Here is a 12020-nt window from a genome sequence, read left to right on the forward strand (position 1 = left end):
GGAGCCGGGCCCGCCCAGGAGGGACACCCATATGACGCACAGGCACCCGCACGCGCACCCGTGCCCGCACGCGCGGGGCACCCGCGCCGAGTGGCACCAGAAGAGGAAGGACCTCGGACTGCTCGCGCTCAGGGCCGGGACGGGCGGTGTGCTGTTCGCGCACGGCGCGCAGAAGCTGTTCGGCTGGTTCGGCGGCCACGGTCTGGAGGCCACAGCGGGGGCCATGGAGCACATGGGCTTCCACCCGGGCAAGCAGAGCGCCCTCGCCGCGGGCGCCGGTGAGGCGGGCGGCGGTGCGCTGCTCGCGCTCGGCCTCGGGACACCGGCCGCGGGCGCCGCGGCTGCCGGTGCCATGGCGGGCGCCGTCGCCGTGCACGCGCCCGCGGGCTTCTTCGCCACCTCGGGCGGCTACGAGTACCCGGCGCTGCTCGGCTTCGTCGCGGCCGGGCTGGCCCTGACGGGCCCGGGCCGGTACTCACTGGACCGGCTCACCGGGCACCGCCTCGATCAGCCGTGGACGATGGCGCTGGCCTTCACCGGAACGGCCGTCGCAGCGGCGACCGTGCTGTCCCGGCGGAACCGCGCTCAGGCGGCGGAACCGGCGGAGGACCCTGACCCGGACTCCGACGCGGCGGCTTCCTCCGCCTCCACCTGACGGCGCACCTCGTCCATGTCCAGGGCGCGCGCCTGCCCGATGACGTCCTCAAGGGCCGCCTCGGGCAGTGCTCCGGGCTGGGAGAAGATCACCGTGCGGTCCCTGACGATCATCAGGGTCGGGATCGACTGGATCTCGAAGGCCGCGGCCAGCTCCTGCTGCGCCTCGGTGTCGACCTTCGAGAAGACCAGATCCGGGTGCCGCTCGGCCGCGGCCTCGTAGACCGGCGCGAAGGAACGGCACGGCCCGCACCAACTCGCCCAGAAGTCGATCAGGACGAAGTCGTTGCCGGAGACAACCTCGTCGAAGTTGTCCTTGGTGAGCTCTAGCGTGCCCGTGCTCATGTCTCTCTCCTGCGGTGGGGACTCTCGGTCTCGTCCGGTCTCGTCCGCTGTGCGGGCGTGGGGAAACCTGCCCGTGGAACGATGTCGTACGGCCCCGCATTCCCTGCGACGGCACGAAGATGCACGAGAGGTGCGGAAGACATGAGCAATCTCGATCTGCGGCCGGCCCCGTCCTCCTGCGGTGGCCGCGAGGAGGTGTCGGCCCGCCCCGTGCGTGAACTGCTGGAGCCGCGCACGGGGCCGCTGGGCGAGAGCACCGAGGTACGCAGGCTGCTGCCCAACCTGGGGCGCCGGATGGTGGGCGCGTGGTGCTTCGTCGACCACTACGGGCCCGACGACATCGCCGACGAGCCCGGCATGCAGGTGCCGCCGCACCCCCACATGGGACTCCAGACCGTGAGCTGGCTGCACGAGGGCGAGGTGCTGCACCGCGACAGCCTCGGCAGCCTCCAGACGGTAGGGCCGCGCGAGCTGGGCCTGATGACCTCGGGCCGCGCCATCTCGCACTCCGAGGAGTCACCGCGCGAGCACGCGCGGCTGCTGCACGGGGCACAGCTGTGGGTGGCGCTGCCCGAGGAGCACCGGCACCGGGAGCCCGCCTTCGAGCACCACGCGGGGCTGCCCCGGGTTACCGGCTCTGCGGGGGCGGCGAGCGAGGGGCTGGACGCGACCGTCATCCTCGGCGACCTGGACGGTGCCACCTCACCGGGCACCGTCCACACCCCCCTGGTCGGCGCCGACCTGACCCTGACCGAGGGCACCCACGCCCGCCTGCCCCTGGAACCGGACTTCGAGTACGCGGTGCTCACCATGTCCGGGACCACCGAGGTGGACGGCGTGCGGCTGGCGCCCGGCTCGATGCTCTACCTCGGCTGCGGACGCGACTCCCTGCCCCTGCGCGCCGACACGGACAGCGGGCTGCTGCTGTTGGGCGGGGAGCCCTTCGAGGAGAAGCTGGTGATGTTCTGGAACTTCATCGGCCGTACGGGGGAGGAGATCGCCCAGGCCCGCGAGGACTGGACGTCGGGGACACGCTTCGGCGAAGTGAAGGGGTACGACGGGGCTCGGCTGCCCGCGCCGGAGCTGCCTTCTGTGCCGCTGAAACCGCGGGGGAGGGTGCGCTGAACAGGTATTTCGTGGAACGGCAGGCGGTGGGCGACGTAAGGGGTACGACTCTTGGTTCGCCGCTCATTGTCTGCTCATGCAAAGATCCTTCATGTTGCGCTCGCGGCTGATCTTGAAGTGCGCGTCTCGTCGGGTGTGGTCATCTCTGGTCGGACTCATGCTGACCTCATGCTGACTTTACTGACGAATAATCAGGTCTTGGTCGGTGCCTGCGCCGATGCTTCCTGTAGCCGGTTCGCCAGCGGGTCCTCAAGACGGCCTGCGGCTGTTGAGGACGCGGTGGCCTGAGCCCGTACGAAGCTGGGTGCAGCCGTCCTCGGAACGATGCTGACCGAAGCGTCGGCCGGGTTCCGTTTGCAGGGTTCCCACAAGCCTTGCGTGACGCGTTCCGCTGTACGGCTTGGATCTGAGCATCAGGGGCCGGGGGCTTGCCTGCGGTGCCGACGCAGGTCGTGCCCGGTCGGCGTGCGGTTGTCGGACAGGCGTGGTCAGGTGCTGTGATCGGCGGTTTGTCTGTGTGCGAGAAGGCGTTGCGCCGTTGTGGCGCTGCGCTCCGCGGCGTGCAGGAGGTCTTGTTCCAGGAACGTCGGAATGTACCCCTGGCCGAGCCCCGAGGACGAGAGGGTCGTGCGCAGGGCTCTTTGTGTGGCTCGCTCCAGCCGCTCTCGGCAGGTGGGGTGGGCCAGTACCTCTCGGGCGATGTAGCCATTGCGACCGCCTGCTGCCTCTGGCAGGAGCCGGTCGGTGATGGCGGAGGTGTGGGCGGGGTCCAGTTCGGACAGATCGAGAGCGGAGAGCCCGACTCGGGTGCGGAAGAAGTCCAGTTCCGCTGGGGTGTCCAGACTGAGGTAGTCCTGCACCATGGTGGCGAGCGTGGTCTGCTCGACCTCTCCGGCCTGGCGTTGGCAGAGGACAGCCAGGCATGAGGCGACGGGGCGTTCCCACGGTTCGGCTGTGACACTGCTGTTCAAGAGAGCGTGGGCGTCTGCTGGATCTCCGGCAGGGCAGCGGCCCACTATTTCCACTTGGCGGCCGTCGAGGAGGCGGGTGCCGATTCCGCGGTGCTGCCGGGCTTGAGCGCGGGCCCGTTCCCATTCTCCCGCTGCGACCAAGGCGCGGATTCCGTCTGCGAGGAGGACCGTCCATAACCATCTGTGGAGCTGGTGGTGGTCTTCTTGCGTGGCGGTCAGGTTCCCGAAACACACGGTGTGACCGTCTACTTCCGCACGACCACCAGACCTGGCTGCGTGCGTCAGGTCTTCGAGTACGCGATAGGCGCCGCTCCCGTCTCCGTCGCGGATGAGGAGCCGGGCGAGGTTGACGACGGGTTCGAGGGCGTACCGGGCCTCCTGGGCGCTCAGGGGTTGTGCGCCCAGGAAGACCTCGGCGTGACGCCAGCACAGCGTGCGGGCCAGATCGGGTACGCCGCAGTCGCTGGCGATCAGGGCCGCCTTGTTCTGCGCGAGTGCCGCCAGGCTCAGCTTCGCCGTCCGCTCAGCGGAGCGAGCCAACTCGACTACCTCCTCGACGCGTTCGTCGAGTGGCGGGCAGGCGGGGCGTGGGCGGGCGACCAACGGGAAGCGCCTCGCTATCCGGCCGATCTCCATCTCACTGCCACTCGATGATGATGCGGTTCAGGGGGTTGTCGAAGGCGAACTGGCCGGGCTTGTACTCGGGGGCGGGGGCGTCGAGCGGCTGGATCTCGAAGACCACCTCCCGGTTGCGGAAGTCTGCGTCCCACGTGCGTGCCGCGTCGGCGACGCGCTTGGTGAGCTGTTCGGCCTCGGGCCCGTGGCCGATCACCCCGAACTCGTACAGCGAGGCGCCGTCCGCAGCGGTGTGGTCGGCCTTGCGCCGCGTGAGGTAGGTGAGCGTCCCCTTGTCGAAGGTCGCGGTGGCGCTGGGGTAGGGGTTGGTGAGCAGGCCGCTGTCGATGGCTTTCCGTATCGCGGGCATGTGGCTGAGCCCCTCGGGGAGCGTGCAGGTGAGCCATAGCTCCAGCCACTCAGGCGATTCAGGTCCACGGAGGGTGACGCCTGTCCATGCTTCGGCCCGCGGCTGGGACAGCACGTTGGCGAGCGCGTCGGCGTCCGGGTGCTGGTCGCCATTGGCCACCAGGGTCACGCTGCCGTCTTCGGAGAGCGGGATGTAAGCCCGGGGGTCGTCGGCGATTCCGCGCCGCAGCGGCATGAACGTGTTCATCTCGGAGCCGACGCTGCGCCAGCGCCCCTGGGCGTCGCGCTCGAAGGCGATGGAGCGGGAGACGCTGCCGCGCAGCCGCAGGGGGGAGAGCAGGCGCCCGCCGGGGGCTAGCTGGTCGAGCCAGGCGTGGGGGACCGCGTGGGCGCCGACGGTCGCCTCGATCCGGTCGTAGGGGGCGTTGGCGGGGTCTCCCTGGGCGCCGTCGCCCAGGAGGACGGTGACGTTTTCCAGTCCGGCGGCTTCCAGTCCGGAACGGGCACCTTCGACGATGTCCTTGTCCACGTCGATGGTGATGACGTGCCCCTTCTCGCCGACAAGGTGGGCCAGGAGTCCGGCGTTGAAGCCGGTGCCGGCGCCCAGCTCCAGTACCTTCATGCCGGGCTCGACCTGGAGCTGTTCCAGCATCATGGTCACGATGCTGGGCTGGGAGGCACAACTGATCGGCCGACCTGCGCTGTCGAGCTTGGTGTCCACGGTGGAGTTGGAGTACGCCTTCTCCAATGGTGCTTGTGGCACGAAGAGATGCCGGGGTACGGATCGCATCGCTTCTTCGACGTGCGGGGTGCAGATGCTGCCGTTGCCGACCAGTTGGTCTACGAAGCGGGCCCGCAGAGCATCGGGACTGGTCTCGGTCGAGTCGCTGTTCACACCGGCGACAGTAGCCGTCGCGTTGCCCTTGCCTGGTGTGGACGCGGCATCTTTGCCCGTACCCATGACTGCCTCTTTCGCCAGCGTTGACAAGGCGCTTTGGTCCTCGCGCGGGAGGCCCAGACGGTTCCAGTGGAAAATCAGATGGTGTGCGAGTACGGCTCGCAGCCCTCTCTCCAGCCGTCCGTGGCGATTCAGGCGTGCGAGCTGCTGGCCTGCCCACTCGAAGGTGGAGATCCAGTCGGCGAGGGGCGCCAGTCGGCCGTCGGTCATCGAGCTGCTGAGCCGTCCGGCATCCACCGTCATCAGCCGCCGTACAGCGGCACGGTGCCGTTGCGGCAGAGGGCGAGGGGGCGGGGGCGCTCGGCGGCGACCCTTGCCCACACATCGCCTTGCTCGTACCAGTCGAGTCCGGCGGCGCGCATGGACACACTGAATAGCATGACCGCCAGCTCCCTGCGGCCGAGGCCGGGCGGGGCGGGGCGGGGGACTGTTGCCAACGGGCGAGTTGGTCCAGGACATGGAGGCTGTCGCGGTGGAAGAGTTCGTGGGCGACGTCCATACCGGCTGGTCCCCCGAACGCGGTTGTCTCCGGCTCGTAGATGCCGGGCACCCATGCGCGGATCACACCGTCGGTGACCAAGATGCTCAGTGCCTGGTCCAGAGGCGCCGTGCCGCCGGGAGGGGTGCGGTAGCGCAGGCGCCAGGTCGGGGCCTTGCGGATGAAGGACCACTGGAGCAGTCCGTCACGGGTAGCTGCCGTCAGAAGGGGACGGAGGTGGGTGACGGCCACGCTTTCCGCGCGGGACCAGTTGGAGAACTCGATGATGCGTTGGGGCCACTCGGCGTCGCGCACAGGTGCCTTCTCCTTGGTCAGTTGATCAGGAAGCACGCGTTCCACGCGGCGGTGGCCGCTGTTCCTGTCCGGGCGCTGTGCAGGGCCAGGGCGACTCCTGCGGCCCCTTCGAGGATGCCGATGTCGACCGGACCGCTCCGGGGGGCCAGCAAGGACTCGGACAAGGACTCGGGCCGGGCGGGCAGGAGCCGTTGCACAAGGTTGGGCACCGCCTGCGGCAAGCCGGGGGAGATCGCGTCGGCTTCCATGAGCCGAGTGAGGTGGAGGAGACCGGCGAAGCCGTGGCACAACGAGGCATCGACGGTCTGGTCGAGTTGTCCCTGATCGGTCACCGCGCGAAGCAGCGCGTCCTCCGCCCTGCGCTGCCGTGCGGTGTCGTGCAGGGCCAGGGCGGCGAGCTGCTGGGCGCGGGCGAGTCCGGCGGTGCTGTAACACCACGATGGGCGGGATGGCCAGGCGCCCGGATCTCCGGTACGCAGGCGCTCGCAGGTAATCCGGGATGGTCATGAGTGCTCATGGCCTGGCTCGTTCGGTTGAGAACTCGCGTATTCGCTGTTTTGTGTTGGTTATGGCAAAAGACCATGAAATGGAATGGGTGGTATTGTTCCTCCTCCTTCCTTTGGATTGCCTGCTCATTCGGTATTGCTCCCACTACGCTGACGACGCTGACAACACGACCGCCGCGTGAATCAGTGGCATGTGCGCGGTCGAAGGGGGAGAACGGGGAGGGGGCCTTGCCATGGATGACCACGGAGCGGGTGTCGACGGTGCGGGTGACGGCAGAACCCGTGATGAGGGCGGAGGACCGGACGGAGCGGATCGCCCCACCTATCGGGTGACGGCGCGGGACGTCACCGGGCACACCACGGTGGGAGACGGCAACAGCGTCAGTGGCGACATCGGCGCTTCCGCCGGGGCGGCACGGCCGGTGACACAGGAAGACCTCGCGGAGTTGCGGGGCGCATTCGCGCGCGTGCACGAGCTGCTCGAAGGGCTCGACGGTATCGGCGAGCGGGACAAGGGCGCGGCGGCGGACCGTCTGGAGGAGTTGGAGGCGGCGGTCACGGACGGCGACCCCGATGTGCCGACGATGAAGAGGATCCGCACCTGGTTCGCCACGAAGCTGCCGGCCGCTCTCGGCGCGGTATCCGCCCTGCTGCTGCATCCCACTGCCGCGCTGCTGGTGGAGAACGCTGGCGGCGATACGGTTGCCGCGTTCGGTGATCTCCTGCGGTGCATGGCGCCGGGCGAGGCCGGGGACGGGAACGGGAACGGGAACTGATGGCCCCTCCGGCGGGCTCCATCGAAATCCGCGATGTGCGCGGGCACGTGACCATCGGTGACAACAACGTCGTCGTCTCCGGTGACCGTTCCTTCGTCCAGGTAGTCCGACCGGGAGAGCGCCCAGCGCCCGTGCTGCGTTCGTCCCGGGAGACGGCTCTCCTTCCCTGGCGCCCGCGCGGCCCTCTCGGGCGGGAAGCAGATCTGCGCACCGTGGTGGCGGGGCTGGCGGAAGGCGGCGCGTATCAGGTGCACGGGCCGCCCGGCATGGGGAAGAGCACCTTGCTGCGTCTTGCCGCACACCGGCTGGCGCACGAGGGCGGCGGCCCGGTGGTGTTCGTGGACGCCGCCGGACGCACGGTGGGCGATGTGCTCCAGGACGTCTTCGAAGCGTGCTACGAGGCACCCGGCTACCGCCCGGGGCCGACGGAACTGCGTCGGCTGATGGCACAGGTCCGCATCCGGGTCGTACTCGACGACTTGGAGGTCGACGCACAGAAACTGGACACCGTCCTCGATGCCGTCCCGGCCTCGGTGCTGCTGTACGCGGGGGTCCGGCGCACACTGCTCGGCAGGGGCGGAACCCTGGCACTGGCCGGTCTGGGGCACGCCGACGCACTCACCCTGTTGTCCCAAGGCCTGGGCCGCCCGCTGGAGGCGGCCGAACAGACCGTCGCTGAAGAACTGTGGCGCGCCACTGCCGGGGCACCGCTGCGTCTGCTGCACGCTACGGCCACCGGTGGACTCACGCCCGCCGCCGGACTCGACGGGCTGCTGGCGGGGCTGTTGGAATCCCTCGGCGGTGCCGAGCGCGAGGTCGCCGCGATCCTCGCCATCGCCCGGGGCGGAGCGGTGAGCACCGCTCTGTTGTCCCGGCTCCTCGGCGGTGTGGGAGAGCTTCCCATGGTGTGCGAACGGCTGGCCGCGCAGGGGATCGTCGTGGCCACCGAGCGGGGCCACCGGCTCTCGCCCGCTATCGGCGCGGACGAGCTGGCCTCCCTGCGGCCGGGCTCCGGGGCGTTGGTGGACCTGGCCGACCGGCTGACGCAGTGGGTCGATGCGGACGGTACGGAGCCCGCCGCCGTGGCGCAGGACGCGGAACTGCTCACCGCCGTCATCGACGCGACCGCGCAGGCGCGCCGCCCGGAAGTGGCGGCACGACTCGCGCGGGCGGCCTCGCCGGCGCTCGCCTGCTCCTTGCGGACGGGCGCCTGGGGCAGCCTCCTCGACCGCGGCATCGAAGCCGCCCAGGGGGCAGGACTGCGGGACATCGCCGCTTACCTGACCCACGAGAACGGAATCCGCAAGCTCGTCTCCGGCAAGCGCGTCGCGGCGGCCACGGCCTTCGCCGCGGCCGCCGCGCTCTGGCGGGAGTTGGGCAGTGACGGGCACGCCGAGGCTGCGGACGCCGCAGCGCAGTCGTGCGGCAGCGGACCGCCCCAAGGCGCGCACCTCCCCGACGCGCCGGACGGCGGTGCGTCCGGGGCCGACGCGCTGGGACACCCCGACACCTCCTCGCTTCCGCCGGACAGCGCCACGGGCGGCGACCCGGTCTCCGGCCCGGACACGGCCGGTGACGCGGTGCACGAGACCACGTCCCATCTGCTGTCCTCCACGCCGCCTGCGGACCCCGGTGCGGTGGCGGTGGCCGCGAAGACCGGCGCGGGGCTCACCGCGAAAGTCGTCGTCGGCGGTGGTATCGCGGCGGCGGTGACGGCGGGTGGTGTCGTCATCGCCCAGCAGGCCGGTGCGGACACCGTGCCGGTGAAAGTGACCGTGACGACACATGCCGTCGAGGCCCGTATGCCGGGGAAGCGCGAGAGCGGCTGCTCCGTGGGAGACGGCTCGACGGACTGCACGACCGTTGTCCCCTCCAAGAAGGGGGAGTCAGGGCCGGTCTCGGTGGACCCCACGCAGCCGCTGCCCCCCGGCATCAGCCTGCTGTACTGGGGCTGCAACGGCGCTCCGGAAGCGGAGTCGTGCACGGTGACGGCTGACCGGCCCCGCCATGTGTGCGTGACCACGACCAGTCCCGCGGACGAGTCGGCCCGGCGCCGGTGCGCGGAACTCACCGGGTCACCGGAGCCCTCGGCGGTGTTCAGGCCGCTGGCCTGGACAACGAAGACACAGATCAAGGTCCTCACCGAGCCCGACGGCCGTCCACGGGCGCTGGCCACGACGGGCGAACGGACCGCGCCGGGGCAGGTCGTGTGGTCGGAAGACGGCAGCCGGGTCGCGTGGACGGAGGTCTCCACCGCTCCTGCGGAGGACGGCCTTCCGGAGAACGACGTCGTGAAGATGGCCGACCTGACCAGCGGGCAGAAGCACTCCTGGGAGTGCTTCTCCTGCACCCTCGCCTTCGTGGAGGGGGAACTCGTCTCAAGCGGTGCGGACGTCACCCGGTACCCCGCCGACGGCGGAAAAGCGAAGGACGTGGACCTTCCGCAGATACCCTCGGGGCCCGCTCACGACGGCCCGCCCAACACCACGCTCGTCAACTCCTGGGACGGTGGTGAACTGCGCGCCTACGCACTCTCCGCGGTCCAGAACCAGGGAGACGGCCAGGCGGCCACTGCCCAGTTCCTCCTCACGCGACTGGAGACCCCTCAAAAAGCCCGGCGGATCGTGGAAATACCCCGGTTGGACCGGCCCGGCCTCTGGGCTGTCGCCCCGGACGGCGAACGGGCCGTTGTCGACCTGCCGACAGGACAGCCCCCGTACGGCTCGTGCGGTGAGTCCTTCTACCCGGTGGGCTCGATCAGCGTCGGCTCCACCACCGTGCCTGTGGGCGAACTGGGCCTGGGCTGGCGGCTCGACGAGGCGTGGTATGACACCGACGGTACTGCGCACGCGGTCTACCGCAGGGAGACCGGGCCGGACGCCGACCACTGCGAGACCGACACGAGCAGGGCACCCGCCCACTTCGCACTCGCCCCCGGCGCCGACGCCTGGAAACGGCTCACCAAAGAGCCCAGACGTACTCTCACCGTCATCGACGGACGACCGGTCGTCCGCACACCCGTCGACGGTACCTTCTCGCTGACGGTCACCGGTGCGGGACAGCGACGCACCCTCGACACCGGAGTGGAAGCGGTCTTCCCGTCCGCCGCGTACTGACGGCTGGTCAGCAGGCCGCATGCATCGAAGACCGTCTGCCAGACCTCCATAACCTCCGTACCAGCAATTGGGCAACACAGCGATCCCCGCCCGGCAGGAGCGAATGACCACGGCCCCAGGCTGGGGTTCCTGCCAAGGCGGCTTCCCTCCTCGATCAGGCGCAGGTCCTCGCCCGCCTGATGCGGTGCGTTCCCCGAGCCACCGCTGCCGGTGGCCAGTAGTCAGCTCTCCCGGTAGCGAAGGAGCAGCATGGCCGCGTCGTCGTGCAGCGGCGCTTCCACATGCTCTACGAGATCGTTGCGGAGCGCGGCGAGAGCTTCGTCGGGGTCGGGTTCCTTGAAGAGGAACCCCCGCTCCCCGAGCGGGTAGAAGTGACCCGCTCGGTCTCGGGCTTCGCCGACGCCGTCGGTGTAGAGCAGCATCTGGTCACCAGGGGCGAACTCCACCTGGAAGGGGCTCGGGCTCTGCTCGGCCAGGAGTCCGAGGCCCAGGGGCAGGGCTGGTTCGGGTGGTTCGGCGAAGCAGGTGGTGCCGTCCGGCCGGATGGTCATCGGCGCGGGGTGGCCGTAGTTGAGCATTGTGACGCTGTGGTCGGTGCTCACTTCAGCCAGGACCGCAGTGCAGAACTTCTCTCCGGACAGTTTCCGGTTCGCGGCCCGCTCCAGACGCATGCTCACCGCCGTCAGATCCGGTTCATCGTGCGCGGCTTCGCGGAAGGCCCCAAGGATGTCGGCCACGGTTTCGACCGCTTCAAGCCCCTTGCCCTGCACATCGCCGACGATGACCCTGACCCCGCCGGGGGAGGCGACGACCTCGTACAGGTCTCCGCCGATCCGGGCCTCAGCGGCTGCCGAGGTGTAGGACACTGCGACACGCAGGTTCTCCGCGTGCCGTGGCACGGGACGCAACAGGACCCGTTGAGCGACCTCCGCCACGGAGCGAACACTGGCCAGTTCGGCTTTGCGGCGCTGCCGAGAGACCGCCACGATCACGCCAGCGGCTGTCACACCGGCTACCGAAGCGAGCGCTGTGAAGCCTCTACGCTCGCCCAACAGGTCGTTCTGTACGGCGAGTTCGGTGCACAGGGCAAGCCCCAGAATGCCGACAAGAGCAGTGCGCCGCCAACTGCCCGACAGGGCGGCGAAAGCGGGGCCGAGGGAGACCAGCGGGAGGAAGCCCACCCCGGGACCAGCGGTGAAGTCGATCACAGCAACGACTGTCATCACGACGTACGGCAGAGCGGACAGCAGAGGGGAGCCGCGCTCCTTCTTTCCAGCCAAGGCGCTCTCCGGCGGTGTGAGCATGTTCAGGCGACGGTCACGTGCCCACAGCTTGGCAGTGTGCGTGAACAGCCCCTGGAGAATAGGTGATTTCGCTGACACCGCGAGAGCTGTTGGGATAATTGGTATGCCTCCGACGTGTGCCGGACGCGGGGCGTGGCGCAAGACCGTCCGGGAAAATGTCGCGTACAAGCTCCCCTGACCACTCCCGCAGACACAGCGTCCGCGACAGGCGGAACTCAGAGCGTCGGGGAACTACTGAGACCCGCCATGTATTCGCACAACCATTCTTCACTGTGGGGTGTCTCCTTCTTGCTGTCCCAAGGTGATCTAGGTGCTCACCTGCGGTGCAGCCCCCGTTGGCCGGGGGTTTCCTTCATTCGATCGAGGGCTGTTCCTGTTGCCGGCTGGGGGGGCGGGGGCGGCCCCGCACCTGGAGCGAAAGGCACCATGCACCAACTCTCTCGCACGGCCTCTGTCCTCGTCGCGGCCCTCGCCGCCGGGCTGCTCAC

At 69.6% G+C, this 12020-nt stretch carries 8 protein-coding genes and 1 pseudogene; 4 read left to right on the forward strand and 5 right to left on the reverse strand.

Translation table 11 applies throughout. The annotated features are described in order from the left end of the window. Positions 1–31: 31 nt before the first annotated feature. Positions 32–655, forward strand: a complete 624-nt coding sequence (locus ACWGJ2_RS33370; protein ID WP_453350064.1) for a DoxX family protein — start codon at positions 32–34, stop codon at positions 653–655. Here the strand turns inward: ACWGJ2_RS33370 and trxA are convergent. Continuing rightward, positions 586–999 (reverse strand): thioredoxin, encoded by a 414-nt coding sequence (gene trxA, locus ACWGJ2_RS33375; protein ID WP_453350065.1) that lies wholly within the window; start codon positions 997–999, stop codon positions 586–588. The two genes, ACWGJ2_RS33370 and trxA, sit on opposite strands and share 70 nt — an antisense overlap. Before the next feature lie 141 nt (positions 1000–1140). Between trxA and ACWGJ2_RS33380 the strand changes: the two genes are divergently transcribed. Beyond that, positions 1141–2124 carry a pirin family protein gene (locus ACWGJ2_RS33380; RefSeq protein ID WP_453350066.1) on the forward strand — a complete coding sequence of 328 codons (984 nt, stop codon included), beginning with the start codon at positions 1141–1143 and terminating at the stop codon, positions 2122–2124. A gap of 488 nt (positions 2125–2612) precedes the next feature. On the opposite strand, the gene ACWGJ2_RS33385 is transcribed toward ACWGJ2_RS33380, so the two are convergent. From ACWGJ2_RS33385 to ACWGJ2_RS33395, 3 genes and pseudogenes are all read right to left on the reverse strand, one after another. Continuing rightward, positions 2613–3635 carry a hypothetical protein gene (locus ACWGJ2_RS33385; RefSeq protein ID WP_453350067.1) on the reverse strand — a complete coding sequence of 341 codons (1023 nt, stop codon included), beginning with the start codon at positions 3633–3635 and terminating at the stop codon, positions 2613–2615. 97 nt (positions 3636–3732) lie between these two features. Beyond that, positions 3733–5830: pseudogene (gene fxlM, locus ACWGJ2_RS33390) on the reverse strand (methyltransferase, FxLD system). 17 nt (positions 5831–5847) lie between these two features. After that, positions 5848–6324, reverse strand: a complete 477-nt coding sequence (locus ACWGJ2_RS33395; RefSeq protein WP_453350074.1) for a lanthionine synthetase LanC family protein — start codon at positions 6322–6324, stop codon at positions 5848–5850. Positions 6325–6569: 245 nt separating this feature from the next. On the opposite strand from ACWGJ2_RS33395, the gene ACWGJ2_RS33400 reads away from it, so the two are divergent. Further along, a complete protein-coding gene (locus ACWGJ2_RS33400; protein ID WP_453350068.1) occupies positions 6570–7112 on the forward strand; it encodes a hypothetical protein in 543 nt (180 codons plus the stop codon). Beyond that, positions 7112–10228, forward strand: coding sequence for a hypothetical protein (locus ACWGJ2_RS33405; protein WP_453350069.1), 3117 nt, complete (start codon positions 7112–7114; stop codon positions 10226–10228). The genes ACWGJ2_RS33400 and ACWGJ2_RS33405 overlap by 1 nt, the downstream gene beginning before the upstream one ends. Before the next feature lie 221 nt (positions 10229–10449). Here the strand turns inward: ACWGJ2_RS33405 and ACWGJ2_RS33410 are convergent, their stop codons facing one another. Next, entirely contained in the window at positions 10450–11532 is a 1083-nt protein-coding gene (locus tag ACWGJ2_RS33410) for a PP2C family protein-serine/threonine phosphatase (RefSeq protein WP_453350075.1), read from the reverse strand. Positions 11533–12020 lie beyond the last annotated feature (488 nt).

The sequence above is a fragment of the Streptomyces sp. NPDC054796 genome, assembly GCF_053611545.1.

Coding starts and splice junctions, on each gene's coding strand:
- ACWGJ2_RS33400 (WP_453350068.1), top strand. CDS start 6,570: ATGGATGACCACGGAGCGGGTGTCGACGGTGCGGGTGACGGCAGAACC.
- ACWGJ2_RS33410 (WP_453350075.1), bottom strand. CDS start 11,532: ATGCTCACACCGCCGGAGAGCGCCTTGGCTGGAAAGAAGGAGCGCGGC.
- ACWGJ2_RS33405 (WP_453350069.1), top strand. CDS start 7,112: ATGGCCCCTCCGGCGGGCTCCATCGAAATCCGCGATGTGCGCGGGCAC.
- trxA (WP_453350065.1), bottom strand. CDS start 999: ATGAGCACGGGCACGCTAGAGCTCACCAAGGACAACTTCGACGAGGTT.
- ACWGJ2_RS33370 (WP_453350064.1), top strand. CDS start 32: ATGACGCACAGGCACCCGCACGCGCACCCGTGCCCGCACGCGCGGGGC.
- ACWGJ2_RS33380 (WP_453350066.1), top strand. CDS start 1,141: ATGAGCAATCTCGATCTGCGGCCGGCCCCGTCCTCCTGCGGTGGCCGC.